Origin of the sequence: Fibrobacter sp. HC4, from assembly GCF_023373925.1 — a bacterium.
Lineage (GTDB): Bacteria > Fibrobacterota > Fibrobacteria > Fibrobacterales > Fibrobacteraceae > Fibrobacter.
In genome coordinates, this window is sequence record NZ_JALCZV010000003.1 from 207,773 (window position 1) to 224,698 (window position 16,926).

Below are 16,926 nucleotides of genomic sequence, written 5' to 3' on the forward strand. Positions count from 1 at the left end.
AAAAATGTGGGAAATTATTGCGGAATTAGGACGTTAAACTGAGTGTAGCTTAACGGACGACCAGGGCGGCCAAGGCCAGTTCCTGGCTGATAACGGTCCAGCTGGAACTCTTGAATTCGTAGCTCAGGTCTGCCAGTCTGCGGATGGCTCTGCAGAGGTTGGCCTTGCCCCATCGGGTGCAGCAGGCAGCGGCGTTCCCCTGCTTTACGAAAACGTATTCGTTCTTGCCGATGGCCTGGGCTGCTTCTGCCTGGCTCATGCCTTTTGCGGTAAGGGACATGAAGTTCAGAAGGTCCACGGCATGCTTGTAAAGGGAGTTGACGACCTGGATGGCATCGCCTCCGCCGTAGAGGATTTCGTGGAGCTTTTTAGTGTAACCGTTGGCGTCTCGCATTCCAAAGAAATTCTGCAACTCATAGGGCGGAATTTCTCGTTGGGGCATGATTAGCAGTTTTACGAGATCGTATGTGATCTTGGTGCAATCCGGTTGGTACAGCAGAACCTTTTCCAGTTCTTCGCTAACTAGCTTGGTGTTGGTGCCAAGGGCGTCGGCCAGATACTGGCTTGCAGCGGGTTCAATAGGCTTCTTGAAGTGGGCCGGAACCATTGTAGCGATCCACTTCTGCATATTGTACTGCTTGGGTTCTTCGTACTTTTCGACTTTGCCCACCTTGGCAAGAACCTTGTAAAGTTCTGTGCTGGCCTTGAGTTCGCCAAAGTCAAGCAACAGCTTGCACTCGGGAGCGTCTTTCAGCCAGCGGGCCAAAGTCTTTGTGTCATCGGCTTTCATGGCTTCGGCGTTGCGGACAACGACGGCCTGTTCCGGTGCGAACATAGACACCGTACCGCAGCATTCCATGATGACGTTTGCTACAGAGGATATGTTGGTATCGGTAGCGAACACGACCTGCTTAGACAGCGGGTCATCCTTGTTTTCGCCAAGGGCATCCTGCAGGAATTGTTCTACCTGCTGGTCCTTGGAAAACTGGTCTTTGCCGATGAGGGCTACAATCATAGCGCTTACTTGAAGTCGACTATTTCGAAACGGTTCTTACCCTTGGGGGTAACGACTTCGACGATGTCGCCCTTCTTCTTGCCCATGAATGCGGAACCCATGGGGCTCTTGAAGCTGATCTTGCCGTTCATGGGGTCGACGCCTTCGGGGCTTACCAGCTGGTAGGCGACTTCCTTCTTGGTTGCCAGGTTCTTTGCGGTAACGGTGGCGCCAAAACGGACGGTGTCGGAGTTCGCATCAAATTCGATGATGATGGAATCAGCAATCTGCTGTTCCAGTCTGGGAAGTTCAGAATCGATATGTGCCAGCATTTCCTTGGCGGCGTGATATTCTGCGTTTTCGCTCAGGTCGCCCTGCTTGCGGGCTTCTTCCATTTCGTCGACAACGCGGGGACGTTCCGTCTTTTTAAGGAAATTGTAACGTTCAACCAGCTTGTCGTATGTTTCTTGAGTACAGGGTGTTTTTGCCATGGCCTTAAATTAGAATTTTTTTAGGGGGCAATGCTAGGAAAGGTCTAGTTTAGTCGCTTTTTTTGTTGTATATTTAGCGCGTAAAAACAATAGGAGACACTATGTACACTGTGTTGGAAAAAGGCGGCGTCTGCTCCCCCAAGGGCTTTACCGCTTCTGGTATTTGCGCTGGCATCAAGGCTAGCGGCAATGCGGATATGGCCCTGCTCAAGAGCGAAAAGGCTGCCCGTTGCTTTGCAGTTTTCACAACCAATAAGGTGAAGGCCGCTCCGGTTCAGTACGATAAGGCTGCACTGGAACATGCTCACTTTGCTACTGCTGTTATCGTGAACAGCGGTAACGCCAACGCCTGTACTGGTGAACAGGGTCTGGCTGATGCAGAACGCATGGCTACCCTTACCGAAGAAGCTCTGAAGCTCACTCCCAAGAGCGTTCTTGTCTGCAGTACTGGTGTCATTGGTCACCTGATGCCCATGGATAAGATTGAAGCCGGTATTCCTCGCCTGGTTGAAGGTCTTCATGCTGATGCTTCCGAAGAATTTGGCCGTGCTATTTTGACTACCGACCTTGCTCTGAAGTCCCATGCCGTTGAAATCCAGACCGAAAAGGGTGTGGTGACTATCGGCGGTGCTTGCAAGGGTAGTGGCATGATTCACCCCAACATGGCTACCATGCTGGCTTTCATTACCACTGACTTGGCTCTGCCCATTGATTTCTTTGCTGAATTCCGTGCAAACATTGCAGACTCCTTCAACGCCATTACCGTTGACGGCGATACCAGCACCAACGATACTTGCATTATGCTGGCAAACGGCATGAGCGGTCTCAAGTACGAAGATCTTTCCCTTTCTGAACAGGGTGAATTCCGCGCCGCTCTGATGCTGGTGATGAAGTCCCTGGCAAAGGACATTGTCCGCGACGGTGAAGGTGCTACCAAGCTTATTGAACTTTGCATCGAAAAGGCTGAATCTCACGAAGAAGCTTTGAAGATGGCTCGTTTCATCGGTACCAGCAACCTGGCCAAGTGCGCCATGTTCGGTGAAGACCCCAACTGGGGCCGTATCCTGAGCTCTGCTGGTTCCAGCGGCTGCAACATGATTGCAGAACATACCGACCTGTTCTTCGGTGACGTCCAGGTTCTGGATGGTGGCCGTCCGGTGATTCTGTCTAAGGAAAAGCAGGATGCACTCCACGCTGTTGTCCGTCAGCGCGAATACAAGGTGACTTTGGTACTGAACATTGGTCATGCAAGCGCCAGCGCATTTACTTGCGACTTGAGCTATGACTATGTGAAGATCAACGCTGAATACACAACGTAATTTCTGTCGTTCGTCAGAGGGATAAAACCTCCGGCTACAGAAATTACATGCAGGAATACATCGCGTAATTTCTAATTGCAAAAAGAAACCTTCGACATTTAATCGAGGGTTTCTTTTTTTTATTGGATTTCTGTTAGGGCGTCTTCTATGTCTACCAGCTCCGGGATGGGGTTCTTTTCGCTTTGCTTTGCCCCTAGCTTGATGAGTTTTCCGCATGTGGTAAGAACGCTCTGACCTGTTGGAGCCAGCTTCTTTTCGCCATCATCAAATGCCTTTTGTGCATTAGCCAATGCGCTTCCCAGGGCTTGGTATTTTTTCATGAACTGACCTACGCGATCGATCATTTCGTTGGCTAGTTCGTAGACCTTTTCGTGATTCTGAGCCTGGGCGATTTGAGTCCAGGTCAGGTCAATGATACGGAGGGCGGCGTAGAGAGTCTGTTCGTCAACGATGTAGACCCGCTTGGCCATGGCTTCGCTCCAGAGGGTGGGGGAGGCGTTCAATGCGGTCCACAGGGCTGCGGAATGAGGGACAAACATGATGACATAGTCCATTTTTACCTTGGGCGGTTTGACGTAGGAGGAATAATCCTTCTTGGCCAATTCGTCTACATGTTTCTTGAGGCTTGCGATGTGGGCTGTAAGGGCTGCGTTGCGCTCATCATCGGTTTCTGCGTTGACGTAATTCATGAAGGCGGTCATGGAAACCTTGGAGTCGATAATGACGTCTCGCTTGTGATCGAGATGGAGGATGACATCGGGGCGTAAACTGCGGCCATCTTCAGTCTTGATGAGATTACCCTGGGCGTCGCGGAGGGTTTCCTGTGTGTCGTAATGGGCACCCTGTCCATCCAGAAGATTGCTGAGGACGGTTTCGCCCCAGTCGCCCTGAATCTTGGAATCGTGCTTGAAAACCCGGCTCAGTTCTTCGGCGCTTGCCTTTGCAGATTCGCTCATTTTTATGGCGTTCTCGATTTGATTCTTTAGAATTCCTCCCAGCTGAAACTGTTCCCTGGCGGAATTATTCATGGCCTGCTCCATCTTTTTGATGGATTCCTTGAGGGGGGAGACGATCTGTTCTATGCTTTGGCCGCTAGATTCTGAGAATTCCTTTTGGCGCTGTTTCAGCATTTCGTTGGTGGTGGATTTAAGCTGTTCCTGGACTTTGGCGATGGTTTCGTCGAATCGAATCTGCTGATCTTGAAGGGATTGCATTCTCAGCTGATGGGCTGCTTCCAATTTGGTTTGCAGGACCGCCTGCTTACTTTTTGAAATCAAGATCCCGATGGTTATTCCCAGGAATACACCGATGATTAAGCCGATGATGATTGCTGCAATTTCCATAAAGACGATCCTCCTTGTAACGTTCTTTCAAAATCTAAATTTTCAAATTGACATTTTAGTGTCAAAAAAAACTCCTGGATAAATCCAGGAGTAAAAATCGTTTCAGGAATTTCGTTAGGTTTAATCCTTGATGCAACGGAGGCTTGCGCCGTGTTCGGGGTTGAACTTTTCGAACTTGGCGGTATCCTTGTCGTGGAAGAGAACCACCACTTCGCCGTTAGAAACCCAGAAGTAAGCCTTTTGACCGGCTCCTTCGAACTTGCGATCCTTCATGGGAACGTCGCTCTTGGCGAAATGTCCGCCACCAGCCTTGGCGCCGAATCCCAGTTCGTCCTTGCCGTTGCCGTAGATGCCGGTACCCTTCAGCGGATCCCAGCCGTAGCCAGCCTTAAGGGCGGTGCCAACCTTGCTGCCGGTGCCGGCGTAGGTCAACAGGATGTTCCATTCTTCCTTGGTGGGGAGGTGGAAGCCATCAAGGCATGCCTTCTTGGCGTTTTCGAAATTGTAGAGGCGGCCCCAATGATTGCACTGGGCGCAGACGGAACCGCTGGCTGTTGCGTAGTTCATGTTTTCGGCAACCCAGAGCTGAGAACCGATGCGAATCCATTCGTAGGCGTAACCATCACGAGGGTCCTTATAGCTTCCGCTTGTGAGAGGTTCGCCTTTTTCGTTAAAGTATTCCCCGAATGCAACTTGCTTATTTTGTTTGTATTCGGCCTTGGACGATACGTTTCCGTTCTTGTGGTAACGTACAACCATACCATCGATATAGCCGTCTTCGTAGTTGTATTCGGCCTGCAGGGAGCCGTCGTCGTAGTATTCCTTTGAAATGCCCTGCTTGCGGTCGTTGACGTAACTGACTTCGCGCTTGAGGTTGCCGTTCTCGTAGAATTCTCTTTCTGGTCCCTGCTTCTTGTCGTTGACGTAGGTGGTTTCGGTGCGAACCTTACCGCTAGGATATTTCTCTACGCGGATGTCGTCACCACATGCTGTAAGGCCAATGGAAAAGAGTGCCGAAGCGATTGCAACGCAAGCGATTCTCTTGATGTTCATTCTAACTCCCTTTTTTTTGTTTGATTTTTACTTGTCTCGATTTTTCTCTTTCTTAAAATGAAATTTTTCCGGCGGTGGCCAACAGGCCAATCATGTAGAGCATGCCGTCGTAGTAACGCCAAAATCTAAAGGGGACGGACAGGGCTGCCAAGTCTTTTACAAAGGGCTTGATCAGGGAATCGCCGGAATTGAGAACTTGAGTGGCGGCCGCATTCATGGCAATTAGACCTGGGGTGGCAGGGCGACCGCGACGAGGGTAGTCTCCGCCGTCGACTGCGTAGTCGGACAGGTAAGGTCTCCTGCTTTCGAAGTAGAACAGCTGGCGTTCGCAAATGTCCTTTTCGCTTGGATCGCCATTGAACAGCGCATAGTCTAGGCTCAAATTCAACGCGGCACGCCAGGCGTCGCCGCTGTAGCAGTTGGCTTCGGTATGCCAGGGCTTGGATACCGGTGTTCCGTCGTATTCGGTGTAGTCGGCATAGAGGCCTGTTTCAAAGTGGGCGGCCTTCTTGAGGAACTGTCGGCTGTTTTCAGCGATGGTCAGCCAGGTGTCGTCGCCAGAGGCCTCGGCAAAAGCCTGGTAGAAAGCGGGGGCGTGGTAGCTGGGATTGGTAAAGTCGTTTCCGTCTACCGGAGAGAAGCGAATCATCTTCTGGTTCGGGTCGATGATGGGGCCCACGTTTTCGCAATGGGGTTTGTGAATGAGCCAGTTGATCAAGTCGACGGCTTCATCCTTAAGGTCGGGGCGTCCGAATTTTTCGGCGGCGATCAAAAGTGAAATGGCGAAATACTGTTCAGCGCTGGGGGAGGAACCGGGGTCGATCATGCCGAAGTTCATGGTGGACAGCTGCCATGAGAAATAACCGACGTGGGGACCGCTGTTGTTTCGGACGTAACGTTTGGTGAAGTTCCACAGTTTGTCGAACTGTTTTTCGTGACCGGTGAGTGCGGCAATGAACATGCCGTAACCCATACCTTCGGAGCGGATATCGTCGTGTCCGATGTCGATGATGTAACTCATGTCGTCGGAAGCATCGAAGCAGATTCGTTCGTCAATGGGATCGCCTTCAAAGAGCTTGCTATAGGCATTCTGTATAAGCTGCCTTGCAAAGTTTGGGCCGTAGCCTGCCTCTACAAACATGTCTCTAGGTTTATTACGTTCCATCGTCCTATCCTACTGAAGTAAAACAAAGAACTTTATTTCAAAATAAATAAATTATGGATAGAAAAATGAGAGGTATTATGTCTGATGTATTGATTTTGGGTTATGGCCCGGCTGGTGTGTCCGCTTCCCTGTATGCCCTGCGTGCAGGTCTGGATGTTCAACTGGTGGGCAAGGATAGTGGGGCCCTTGGAAAGGCTCATTTGATACAAAATTATTACGGTTTGGAGAAACCTCTGACCGGTGAAGAATTGCTCCAGGTTGGTAAAAAACAGGCGCTGGATCTGGGTGCCAAAATTGCCGAAGATGAAGTGACCGACCTGATGTTCAACGGTTCCGAATTTGTGGCCACGGGCTTGAACGGCGAGTATCGCGGAAAGGTCTGTATCATGGCCACAGGCGCTGCCCGCAAGAAACAGCCCCTGCCGGGAATGGCCGAAATGGAAGGCCATGGCGTAAGCTATTGTGCAGTGTGCGATGCCTTTTTCTACAGACAGAAAAACGTGGCTGTCATGGGAAGCGGCGAGTATGCCCTGCACGAAACCATGGAACTTTTGAACGTGGTGAATTCCGTGACCCTTCTGACCAATGGGGTTCCCCTGACGGCAAACTTCCCTGAAAATGTGAAGGTGGTTGACCGCAAATTGAAAGGTCTAACTGGAGAAGGTTCCTTTAAGGGTGTCGTTTTTGACGATGAGTCCACCGCTGAATTTGACGGCTTGTTCGTTGCGCTGGGAAGTGCCAATGCAACGGATCTGGCTTTGAAGGCTGGCGCCGCTTTTGACCAGGGCAAGCTTGTGCTGGACGAAGATCTGCAGACCACGATTCCTGGGCTTTATGCGGCTGGCGATTGCACCGGCGGCATCTTGCAGGTTTCTGTGGCTGTGGGCGAAGGCGCTCGCGCTGCAATGGCTGCTATCAAGTACCTTAGGGAAAACCGCTAGGATTCAGCCTTGGTTGCCGTTCGTCGCATAACCCTGCTGACTAATCCGGACGTCTGCAATTTGCGCTGCCCCCTGTGTTTCCTGTATCAGCGGAGGGCGACCTTCGGTGAAATTTCTGGAATTACCGGGGAGATGCCTTTTGACGTGGCCAAGGCGGCCATTGAAAAATATGGGTTGACGCAGGATGAAAACGGCAAACGGATTTTACGAGAAGTAATTCCCAGCACCATGGGCGAGCCCTTGCTTTATTCCCGCTTTGAGGACCTGCTGGAATTGTGCGGTTCCCTGGGGGTGCCCATGAACTTGACCACAAACGGGACCTTTCCTGGAATGTGGAATGAAAACGCCAACATGATCCGCTTGCTGCAGGGTTGCAGCGATATCAAGGTTAGCAGTCTTGCTTCGGAATGCTTTGATGGCTGGAAGCGGAATGTGGAACGTCTGTTGAAAATTCGGCAGGGCTTGCCTAAGGCGGCCTCCGTTTCGATTCAGGTGACGTTACATCGAAAAAATCTGATGATGATTCCCGAATTGATTGCCTGGGCGACCGTTATTGGCGTTGAACGGATCAAGTGGAATATGGTGGTTTTCCTGAGTGAGGCCGATGTTCGGTTGCGGCGTGAATTTGAGCTGGACCGGAGTGTAGGCGAACTGCGGGAATACATTTTAAATTGCTGCAGAATGTGCGGGAGTTCGCTGAGAAACGAGGGTAGTGTATTTGCCTTGACCTCTGGCGAGAACGCCCGCGGATATTCTCTTGAGGCGGGAACTTGCCCCTTTGCAGAAGAATTGTGGGTTTTGCCCGACGGCTCGGAACAGCATTGCCCCAATCCCGAAAGACGTTTTGGAAATAAGGAAGCGCCGGAAGCCAGGTGCTGTTTTATTAGGTAAATTTGAGGGACTTGAAAGTCTAATTTTTTAAGGTTCAGTATGAAATTTCGTGGATTTGTCGTAGGCGTGATTTGCCTTATGCTTGTGGGAACATCTTTTGCCGCCCCAAAGGCAAAGAAAAATGAAATCAAGGATAAGCGGGATAAGCAGAGCTACCGCACCATTACGGTGGATAACCGCGTATGGATGGCCGACAACCTGAATTTTAAGACCGAGGGCAGTTTCTGCTACAAGGATGAAGAAGATCAGTGCATGGCTTATGGACGCTTGTATACTTGGGAGGCTGCTCAGAAGGCCTGCCCCGCAGGCTTCCGTCTGCCAACTCATGAAGATTTTGAAAGCTTGTGGACTGCGGCCGGTGCCGACTTTAACGCAGGCTACCTGCTAAAGACGGATTACGGCTGGAATGGCGATACCAATGGGAACGATACTCTAAAGTTTAGTGCCATGCCGGCGGGGAATCGTTTTGACGATGAGACTTATGGCAATATGATGAAGTTTGCCTTTTTCTGGAGCAGCGACGATAAGCTGGAAGGGATTGCTCCGGGGAGTGCCCGTGTGTGGTATCTGACCAGCAAGAGTATGGCCTTTGGGTATATGAGCAAACCCAAGGAATTCGGATTTTCGGTGAGATGCGTGAAGTAGGGGTGGACTGCTAACTAAACGGCGCGAGATGAGGCTACTTCGTAGCCTCTGACGCTTCACCTCGGTCATAAAAACGAAGAAGACCACTCTTTGAGTGGTCTTCTTCGTTCTAGTCGGAATAGCGAGATTCGAACTCACGACCTCTTGCTCCCGAAGCAAGCGCTCTACCAGACTGAGCTATATTCCGTTTTGGTGAGACCAAATATAGAATGTGTCAGGAACTTTTTAAAGGGGTTTAGGGTAAAAAAATCATTTTTTTGCCCTGGGCTTGCCTTTTGAGTTGAGTTTTGGGGTGGGTTTGCCTAGTTTTATGATGCTGGAACCTGCGTTGTCGGGTTCTACCTTGTAGAGGGTAATGCGGTTGCTCCATTCGGAACGGGCCTTGCGGTCGATAATATGCTTGACGTTGCCGTATTCGGGGTTTCCGCCGCCGTGGATGACTCGGAGGACGCTGAGACCGGCAATGAGCAGGTCATCGATGCGGCGCTCTACGGCTGCTGCTGCTTCGTCGGAGGTCATTCCGTGGAGGTCGATTTCGTCTTCGGGGACGGGAAGATCCCAGCTGGAGGGGCTGCGGCGCATTTTCTTGCCGCGGGGGCCGCGGGTCTGGGGGCGAGAGGCAAGCTCAGCTTCTTCTGCCTGCTGGCGAGCCTTGTCCTTGTCTTCCATGCGGTGGTTCATGATCCATTCTAGCTGAAACTTTTCATCTTCGTTCAGATCCATAAGTGCGTCCCTTCTTTTTAGCGGCACCAAATGTAGAAAACAAACGTTTTTTTCCCAAATGTTTTTGGATGTTTTTATTCTAGTTAGCGTTTTTAAATTATACGTCCATCAAATAAATAAAGAAGACTGTTCTTATTACTTATATTTGAGGCGTTATTTTTTCATAGGAATCGGATTATGGTTCGTAACGCTTTTAAGATGGTGGTGGCCCTTGCCTTGGCCATTTCTTCTGTGGCTTTTATGGGCTGCTCGGCTGGTGGTGACGATGCCTTGGCAAACCGCGTGCACAAGGTTTCTGACTTGGCCCACAAGAAGGTGGGTGTGCAGATTGGTAATACTGCCGATATTTACGCCTCTGAATATGGTGGCGATACCGCCAAGATCGATGTGGAACGTTTCACCAAGTTGGCTGATGCTGTCCAGGCTCTAAAGCAGGGCAAGATTGACGCTGTTCTTCTGGATGACCAGCCGGCAATTTTCTTTGTGAAGCAGAATCCCACCCTCCGCGTTCTGGAAGAGACTTTTGTCGAGGAAACTTACGCTGGCGTTATTGCCAAGGGTAATGAAGGTCTTTTGGACACCTTCAATCTGGTGTTGAAGGAAATGCATGAAAACGGCATTTTCGATTCCTTGATGGCTACTTATATCGGCGGTACCGGTTCTTACCATTACACCCAGAAGGTGAAGGAAGGAAAGCCTTTGGTGCTGGCTACCAACGCCCAGTTCCCGCCTTACGAATATCACGAAGGTGAATTCATCGTCGGTCTTGAAATCGAGTTGGCTTATTACCTGGCCGATAAGATGGGTCGCGTGCTGGAAATCCAGGACATTGAATTTGATGCTGTAATCAATGCGGTAAGTTCTGGCAAGGCTGACCTTGGCTTGTCTGGTTTCACTGTTACTGAGGAACGCAAGAAGTCCATTAACTTTACCGACAAGCTGGTGGATAACAAGGTTGTAATCATGGTTCGCAGCGATATTAAACCTAGCGAACTAGACAACAAGGTTTTTACTGTTAGCGATCTTGGTCATAAAAAGGTTGGTGTGCAGATTGGCAATACCGCCGACATTTATGCTTCTGAATATGGTGGCGATACCGCAAAGATTGACGTGGAACGCTACACCAAGTTGGCTGACGCGGTTCAGGCTCTGAAGCAGGGTAAGATTGATGCTGTGCTTCTGGATGATCAGCCGGCCATTTACTTCGTGAAGCAGAATCCGACCCTCCGCGTGCTGGACGAAGCCTTCGTGGAAGAAACCTATGCAGGTGTCATTGCCAAGGGTAACGAAGGTCTCTTGGATACCTTCAATCTGGTGCTGAAGGAAATGCACGAGAATGGAATTTTTGATTCCTTGATGAACACTTACATCAACGGCACTGGCTCTTACCATTACGCCCAGAAGGTGAAGGATGGCGAACATCTGGTGCTGGCAACCAACGCTCAGTTCCCGCCTTACGAATATCACGAAGGCGAATTCATCGTTGGCTTGGAAATCGAGTTGGCTTACTACTTGGCCGACAAGATGGGTCGTGTGTTGGAAATTCAGGACATTGAATTTGACGCTGTGATTAACGCAGTAAGTTCTGGCAAGGCTGACCTTGGCCTTTCTGGCTTTACCGTTACGGAGGAACGCAAGAAGTCCATCAACTTCACCGACAAGCTGGTGGATAACCGCGTGGTGATTCTTGTCCGTACTGGCGAAGTGGAAGCCTCCCAGGAAAGTTTTGGCGAAAAGTTCCACAAGAACTTCATCAAGGATAACCGCTGGAAGTATATTGGCGAAGGTCTCCGCAATACTTTGGTGATTTCTTTCTGTGCCGCACTTCTCGGTATTTTGATTGGTTTCATTGTGGCCATGGTCCGCGTGAACCACGAGTTTAACGGCAAGTGCAAGATTGGCAACTGGATTTGCAAGGCTTACCTGGCAGTGATTCGCGGTACGCCTATGATGGTCCAGCTGTTGATTATCTACTACATCGTGTTTGCCTCCGTGAACGTGAATAAGTTGCTGGTGGCGATTATCGCTTTCGGTATTAACTCCGGTGCCTACGTTTCTGAAATTATCCGCGGTGGCATTAAGGCTGTGGATCCGGGGCAGATTGAAGCTGGCCGCAGTCTTGGTCTAAAGTTCAGAACTGTGATGATCCATGTGGTTTATCCCCAGGCATTCAAGAATTCTCTGCCGGCTTTGACTAACGAATTTATTTCCCTCATCAAGGAAACTTCTATTTGTGGTTACATCGGTTTGACTGACTTAACCCGCGGCGGCGACATTATCCGTAGTTTGACTTACGAAGCCATGTTCCCGTTGATTTCTGTGGCTATCGTTTACTTCATCATCGTGGCAGGCCTTTCCGCTTGCGTCTCCCGTCTTGAACAGAGACTGAAGAAGAACGAACGTTAAGGAGGTGCGACAATGAGTGAAAAGCAAGTAATGATCGAAGTGAAGGATCTTTGTAAGTCCTACGGCGAAAAGCAGATCCTGAAGAATATCAATGTTGAATTTCATAAGGGTGATGTGGTGGCTATTATCGGACCTTCCGGTTGCGGTAAGTCCACTTTCCTGCGTCAGCTGAATTTGCTGGAAAAGCCTACCAGCGGCGATATTCTGCTGGACGGCAAGAGCATTTTGGACAAGAAGATTTCCAAGCCCACTATCCGTGCCCGTGTAGGCATGGTGTTCCAGCAGTTCAACCTGTTCAAGAATATGACTGCCTTGGAAAACATCATGTTTGCTCCCGTTAAGCTTGGCCGTGTGACTAAGGCTGAAGGGGAAAAACTTGCCAAGGAATTGTTGGAACGTGTTGGCTTGGCTGATCGTGGGGATCATTATCCTGCACAGCTTTCCGGTGGCCAGCAGCAGCGTGTGGCTATTGCCCGCGCCGCCGCCATGAATCCTGAAGCCATCTTGTTTGATGAACCCACCAGCGCCTTGGACCCGGAAATGGTGGGTGAAGTTCTGAAGATTATGAAGGACTTGGCTCAGTCCGGCATGACCATGCTGGTGGTGACTCACGAAATGGGCTTTGCCCGTGAAGTGGCTAATCGCGTGCTGTTTTTTGCTGACGGTATTATCAAGGAAGATGGCACCCCTGCTGAAATCTTTGACAATCCCAAGGACCAGCGCCTAAAGGACTTCCTGGCTGCTATTAAGAAGTAGCCGGCACTGTCGTTACGAACTTGAAAAGGGTCGCTGGTGCGGCCCTTTTTTAATGTTCTTTGAATTGGTGGATTAACGGATTCGAATGACGGATTGGCGCAGTGCCTTTCCGTTTTTTGTTACGCGCATTAGGTAGACGCCGGCCTGCTTGGGGGAAGCCTTTAGGGCGTTTCCGTTCATGTCAAAGTACTGGATTGTGGCATCGGACAAATCCAGAGAATTGTGGCGAAGCTGGGCGATTGCTGTGGTGCTGGAGTCTGAAACAACCGTGGAATCCTTGCCAGAATTTTCGCCAGAATCGCTGCCGGTTTCTTCGACGGGAATTTTTATGGTAATTGTGAATGACACCTGCTTGTTTTTGTAGACAACAGCCTGCTTGATGGTGAAGGTGTCACCCGGCTTTACCAGGTTAGGCATGTGTCCAACCTTGGTGGTCATGGTGTTGAGATTCACGTTGGAGAATACGATACTGGGGCCGTTCGTATTCCACTTGGCAACGGCGCCCTTGGAATCAAACCAGTGGCCGGTGCCTTCGCCGGTGGTTTCGCTGTTCAGGTAACCATCGGGTTCAACGGCGTAGAAACTAGCCTTGGTTGCAATTTCATTTTGTGCAATTCCGAGAGCTTCGGCGACCTTTGCTCCCTGCAAATCGACGGTCACAGGGGCGTAGCTGTCGCTGATGGGCAATTCGGTGGCGAGGGTAATTTCGGTTTCTACGAAAGGTTCTGCATTGTAATCGGTGCAATCGCCACCGAGGCAGAAACTGAGGCTGTTTCCGCTAACACTGACGTCCGTGAATTTCAGCCCAGTTTCTGCGCCACTGTACCAGCGGATTGCCGGGTAGAGCGCATCTGAAAATGCACTGTAGGAATTTGTAGCATTAAAGAATGCGCTGGTTCTGCTGCCGGGAGAGGGCCACTGGTCGTTTTCGGGATCGCTGCTGTTGCCCTTGGAATCTGCGTGTACAATTCGCAGCCCCAGTTTATCTGCGGCAGAATTCCCAGAGATGGAAAAGTCGTAGTGCTGCATCAGAATGCCGCTGCCTGTCAGCGATTTGTTTCGTCCATCGTTTTTAACGTAGGACCAGACTAAGCCTTCCTTGTCGGGACGGTTCGGGTTCTTGAAGCGGTAACACTGTTCCCCTGCAGTTGTAGAAATCTTGCCGAGATCTTCTGCGGTTACATCTACAAAGGGAATCCAGCCTTGGTCTGCGCGGTAGAAATCGTTGATTGCAACCGGATTCCAGTCGTTTGCGCGGTTGCCCATGGTGCAGTAGTCGCCGTACCAGTAAAGGTCGGGCCAGCCAAAGACCATGTGTCCATTTTCATGAATGAAAACATAGATGGAAAATTTGCCCGGCATGTCGGTCATCTGGTGCTTTTGCAGGCGAACTCCGTCGCGAGTTTCATTGGACCAGCCGGCGTGAGGCCAAAGTCCCTGCCCCCATGTTAGACCGGGACCAGCGTACACGATATTGATGGCTTCAGTAATGCCGTCTTTGTCGTTGTCGTAGCGGGAGTAATCCACTTGGGAATCGAAGTACTCGAATATTTCCTTGACCAAAACATCGGAACCGGAATATCCTTCCAGCCCTTCGTAATAAGACTTGGGATACTTAGCTCGGTACCAGCCGAAGACTTCGTTGGTAAAATCCAGTTGGCCATTGGAGACATCCAGATAGTAATCACGGACGGAACCGTTACAACCATCGCGGTTGAAACCTTCCTTGTTGAGCCAGTCGGAAATTTCACTCTTGGTGACAGGTGCGGGCTGGTCGGAGAAATCCACCAGCAGGGTAAGCCCGTAGATTTTGCCCTTGGGGGAGGAGTAGTGGCTTTTTTCCATTGGTGGAGCAAACATCACGCTTGTCGTCCCTGAATTTTTCCAGGCGCCTCGCGAGTTGTCAAACTTTGTGATTGCTTCGTCGGGCCAAGCTTGAACTCGCTTTCCCTGATAGACAATGTCTGCAAAGGACGTGCCGCAAAGAGCGAACACTAATCCGCCAAATAACCAATTCTTCAAACATCCCATAATTATACCTTTTTATACAATATACCCAAAAAATGGAACGTCGATTCACTTGTTTTCAATTGTACACTTGATTTGGTGTATTTTTAGTGAATTTAGACCTGATTTTGCTTAAATTTAGGATATGAAGAAAAATCGTCTCCTTTCTGCTGCTATTACCTTGTTTTTGAGCACAGCAGCCAACGCTGCTGTTCAAGGTTCTGTATTTGATGAATCGGGAGCTCCCATTAAGGATGCTGTGGTTAGCATTAAGACCTTGCCCAATCTTTTACCCGATGCCCGCACCCTTTCCAATGCTAAGGGTAAGTTCGCTATCAAGGACAAGGTTGCCGATCCTCAGGTTTTGATTGTCCGCAAGACCGGTTTCTTGCCGGAAACTTTGTCTGTGGCCGCTGTCGTCGATCCCAAGAACCCGGCCAAGATTATTTTGAAACGCGATCCCATCGAAGACCAGATTGACTCTTTGATGTCTGGCATGACCATCGATGACATGATTGCCCAGATGACCCAGGCCATGGTTCCAAATGTAAAATGCGGTAACAGCATTTGCGGTTCTGCCTTGCAGGGCGGTGGCGCTTACGCTGCTGAATTCTACAAGAATGCCTGGGCTCAGAAGATTCCCGTGACTTATGGAAAGGATTGCGTTCATGGTGCCGCTGACCTTATTAATGGCACGGTTTATCCTCATAACATTGGTCTTGGCGCTACTCGAGATTCTGCCCTGGTTCGCCGTATTGGCCAGGCTACCGCAGAAGAAATGTGGGCGGCTCACATTGACTACAATTTCGCTCCTGCCTTGAGCGTTCCTCAGGATGAACGTTGGGGCCGTACTTACGAAGGCTTTGGCGAAAAGCCGGAATTGGCCATTGAACTGGGTTCCGCATACCTTCGCGGTTTGCAGGGGGATCATTTTGACGCAGAATGGCGTGTTACTGGAACCATCAAACATTTTATTGGTGACGGTGGTACGGCCAAGGGATGGGATCGCGGCGACGTTAAGGCTACTGACGCCCAGATTCGTAAAACCCATTTGCCGCCTTACATTGCTGCTGTAGAACAGGGCGCCCAGAGTGTGATGGCCAGCTTCAATACGGTGCGCGGAGTTCATCAGCATGTGGATTCCCTGCGCCTTACAGGTTGGCTGAAAACGGAACTTGGCTTTGACGGTTTTGTGGTTGCTGACTGGGAAGGCATTCAGCATTCAACAACGCCGGGTAACGCAGGCGACTATTCCGGCAAGAAGACAAGTGTTTCCAGCGAAGAGGCTATTCGCCGTGCCGTTAACGCAGGCATTGACCTGGCCATGGTTCCGTCTTCTGCGGAATCGTTCGTAAGCACTCTGACGGAATTGGTGAAGAATAAGAAGGTTTCCGAAGATCGTATTAAGGATGCTGTCCGTAGAATTCTTCGCGTGAAGATTCGCGCAGGCCGCCTGGAAAATCCCAATGGTCCTGCAATGTATGTGGGCGTTGTCGAAAATATCGGTAGCGCAGAACATCGCGCCATTGCCCGCGAAGCCGTGCAGAAGAGTCTTGTTGTTCTGAAGAACGAAGGCATTCTGCCCTTGGCTAAGGATGGCAAGATTTTTGTGACCGGATCTCATGCTGACCATACGGGTCTTCAGAGTGGTGCCTGGACTTTGGGCTGGCAGGGAACCCGTGGCGAAGTTCCTGGTGCAACTTCCATTTTGGCTGGCGTAGATCAGGTGGCTAAGGGCGCTCGTGTAGAATCTGCTGACAGTGCCAATACGGTTCTTTATGTGATTGGTGAATCCCCTTATGCTGAATGGTTCGGCGATTTCCGTGAAAAGGATTTTAATAATAAGTTGTTTACAACGGAACGTTCCCACACCACGCACTTTGAAAGTACCGACGTGAACCTCAAGGAAATCAAGGCTTGGAAGGCTGCTGGCAAGAAGGTGATTCTCGTTCTGGTGGCTGGCCGTCCGTTGCCTATTACCAAGTTGATCGATGCCGCTGATGGTTTCGTGATGGCTTGGCTTCCGGGTAGCGAAGGTGCTGGCGTTGCCGATGTTCTCTTCGGCGATGTAAAGCCTTCGGGCAAGTTGCCTCACACTTGGCCCAAAGACGCCAAGCAAATTCCCATTAACGATGGCGACGGAAAGAAGGGCCTGTTCCCTTACGGCTTCGGCTTGACTTATTAAGAATGCC

The 16,926-nt window shown here is 50.3% G+C and carries 14 protein-coding genes and 1 tRNA gene; 7 read left to right on the forward strand and 8 right to left on the reverse strand.

Translation table 11 applies throughout. The annotated features are described in order from the left end of the window. Nucleotides 1-49: 49 nt before the first annotated feature. Nucleotides 50-1,015: a DNA polymerase III subunit delta gene (gene holA / locus MMG03_RS03290; protein WP_073156359.1), complete on the reverse strand. Its 966-nt coding sequence runs from the start codon at nucleotides 1,013-1,015 to the stop codon at nucleotides 50-52. Nucleotides 1,016-1,020: 5 nt separating this feature from the next. Then, on the reverse strand, nucleotides 1,021-1,485 hold the full coding sequence (gene greA, locus MMG03_RS03295; RefSeq protein ID WP_073156362.1) for a transcription elongation factor GreA: 465 nt from the start codon (nucleotides 1,483-1,485) through the stop codon (nucleotides 1,021-1,023). Nucleotides 1,486-1,586: 101 nt separating this feature from the next. Here greA and argJ point away from each other — a divergent pair, with 101 nt between their 5' ends. Beyond that, nucleotides 1,587-2,804, forward strand: a complete 1,218-nt coding sequence (gene argJ / locus MMG03_RS03300) for a bifunctional glutamate N-acetyltransferase/amino-acid acetyltransferase ArgJ (protein ID WP_073156364.1) — start codon at nucleotides 1,587-1,589, stop codon at nucleotides 2,802-2,804. 119 nt (nucleotides 2,805-2,923) lie between these two features. On the opposite strand, the gene MMG03_RS03305 is transcribed toward argJ, so the two are convergent. The 3 genes from MMG03_RS03305 to MMG03_RS03315 form a co-directional block, all read right to left on the reverse strand. Then, nucleotides 2,924-4,147, reverse strand: coding sequence for a DNA recombination protein RmuC (locus MMG03_RS03305; RefSeq protein WP_073156366.1), 1,224 nt, complete (start codon nucleotides 4,145-4,147; stop codon nucleotides 2,924-2,926). A 120-nt stretch (nucleotides 4,148-4,267) separates the two neighbouring features. Then, complete coding sequence (locus tag MMG03_RS03310; protein WP_249269328.1) at nucleotides 4,268-5,200, reverse strand: FISUMP domain-containing protein; 933 nt, start codon at nucleotides 5,198-5,200, stop codon at nucleotides 4,268-4,270. 52 nt (nucleotides 5,201-5,252) lie between these two features. Next, nucleotides 5,253-6,365 carry a glycosyl hydrolase family 8 gene (locus tag MMG03_RS03315; RefSeq protein WP_073156367.1) on the reverse strand — a complete coding sequence of 371 codons (1,113 nt, stop codon included), beginning with the start codon at nucleotides 6,363-6,365 and terminating at the stop codon, nucleotides 5,253-5,255. Nucleotides 6,366-6,442: 77 nt separating this feature from the next. Between MMG03_RS03315 and MMG03_RS03320 the strand changes: the two genes are divergently transcribed. From MMG03_RS03320 to MMG03_RS03330, 3 genes are read left to right on the forward strand one after another with little or no spacing between them, the layout of a single operon-like run. Then, nucleotides 6,443-7,306: an NAD(P)/FAD-dependent oxidoreductase gene (locus MMG03_RS03320; RefSeq protein ID WP_249505614.1), complete on the forward strand. Its 864-nt coding sequence runs from the start codon at nucleotides 6,443-6,445 to the stop codon at nucleotides 7,304-7,306. Nucleotides 7,307-7,315: 9 nt separating this feature from the next. Beyond that, nucleotides 7,316-8,197, forward strand: coding sequence for a hypothetical protein (locus MMG03_RS03325; RefSeq protein ID WP_249505615.1), 882 nt, complete (start codon nucleotides 7,316-7,318; stop codon nucleotides 8,195-8,197). A gap of 39 nt (nucleotides 8,198-8,236) precedes the next feature. Further along, the gene (locus MMG03_RS03330; protein WP_073156375.1) at nucleotides 8,237-8,842 is read left to right on the forward strand and encodes a fibrobacter succinogenes major paralogous domain-containing protein; all 606 of its coding nucleotides are present in this window, start codon (nucleotides 8,237-8,239) and stop codon (nucleotides 8,840-8,842) included. 113 nt (nucleotides 8,843-8,955) lie between these two features. On the opposite strand, the gene MMG03_RS03335 is transcribed toward MMG03_RS03330, so the two are convergent. Further along, a tRNA-Pro gene (locus MMG03_RS03335) sits at nucleotides 8,956-9,029 on the reverse strand. A 62-nt stretch (nucleotides 9,030-9,091) separates the two neighbouring features. Beyond that, complete coding sequence (locus MMG03_RS03340; protein ID WP_073156378.1) at nucleotides 9,092-9,565, reverse strand: Smr/MutS family protein; 474 nt, start codon at nucleotides 9,563-9,565, stop codon at nucleotides 9,092-9,094. A gap of 177 nt (nucleotides 9,566-9,742) precedes the next feature. Between MMG03_RS03340 and MMG03_RS03345 the strand changes: the two genes are divergently transcribed. After that, on the forward strand, nucleotides 9,743-11,971 hold the full coding sequence (locus MMG03_RS03345; RefSeq protein ID WP_249505616.1) for an ABC transporter permease subunit: 2,229 nt from the start codon (nucleotides 9,743-9,745) through the stop codon (nucleotides 11,969-11,971). A gap of 12 nt (nucleotides 11,972-11,983) precedes the next feature. Further along, nucleotides 11,984-12,727: an amino acid ABC transporter ATP-binding protein gene (locus MMG03_RS03350; RefSeq protein ID WP_346348699.1), complete on the forward strand. Its 744-nt coding sequence runs from the start codon at nucleotides 11,984-11,986 to the stop codon at nucleotides 12,725-12,727. A gap of 72 nt (nucleotides 12,728-12,799) precedes the next feature. Here the strand turns inward: MMG03_RS03350 and MMG03_RS03355 are convergent, their stop codons facing one another. Beyond that, nucleotides 12,800-14,749: a M6 family metalloprotease domain-containing protein gene (locus tag MMG03_RS03355; protein ID WP_249505617.1), complete on the reverse strand. Its 1,950-nt coding sequence runs from the start codon at nucleotides 14,747-14,749 to the stop codon at nucleotides 12,800-12,802. 130 nt (nucleotides 14,750-14,879) lie between these two features. Between MMG03_RS03355 and MMG03_RS03360 the strand changes: the two genes are divergently transcribed. Next, nucleotides 14,880-16,919 carry a glycoside hydrolase family 3 N-terminal domain-containing protein gene (locus tag MMG03_RS03360; RefSeq protein ID WP_249505618.1) on the forward strand — a complete coding sequence of 680 codons (2,040 nt, stop codon included), beginning with the start codon at nucleotides 14,880-14,882 and terminating at the stop codon, nucleotides 16,917-16,919. The last annotated feature ends 7 nt before the right edge of the window (nucleotides 16,920-16,926 follow it).